We start from the raw sequence: 622 nt of genomic DNA, 5'->3' as shown, positions 1-622 counted from the left end.
ATAACCGTTAAAATAACGACGCTTGTATCAAAACGTTGATAGCCATAAGAAATTGCCAAGTCACCAATACCACCAGCACCAACTGCACCAGCCATAGCGGTTGCACCAATAAGGCTAATCGTAGCAGTCGTTAAGTTCAAAATAAGCGAACTACGAGCTTCAGGTAAGATAAAGCGCGAAATAATCTGCCAAGGAGTTGCACCCATAGCTTGAGCAGATTCGATAATTCCTTCATTTACTTCAAGCAGGGAAGTCTCAATAAGACGTCCCATATATGGCCCAACGTAAATTGTTAAAGGAACGATCGCTGCCCATGTACCAATTGAAGTTCCTACCAATAATTTGGTCAGTGGAATAACTGCAATAAGTAAAATAATAAATGGCAGAGAACGTAAAGCATTTACAATTGGGTTGAGTAAATGATAAATGAATTTATTTGGCAAAATGCCTTCTGGGCGGGTTACAAGTAGAATAATCCCTTGGATAAAGCCCCAAATACCACCAAATAAAAGCGCAAAGAACACCATATGGAAGGTTTCTTGTAACGCAGTTACAAACTGGTCAATTGAAAGTGAACTGTGCCAGAAAGGTTGAGTAAGTTCAGTTAACCACTGTACGATTA

At 39.7% G+C, this 622-nt stretch carries 1 protein-coding gene; it reads right to left on the bottom strand.

Features of this window, described 5'->3' with window-relative positions; all coding sequences use genetic code 11:
• Window positions 1–622, bottom strand: a 622-nt coding sequence (locus ABD296_RS49850; RefSeq protein WP_407061599.1) for a methionine ABC transporter permease, incomplete at both ends; no start/stop codon positions are given.

The organism is Actinomadura napierensis (assembly GCF_039529375.1).
Lineage (GTDB): Bacteria > Actinomycetota > Actinomycetes > Streptosporangiales > Streptosporangiaceae > Spirillospora > Spirillospora napierensis.
This window is presented reverse-complemented; position numbering and strand designations above follow the sequence as displayed.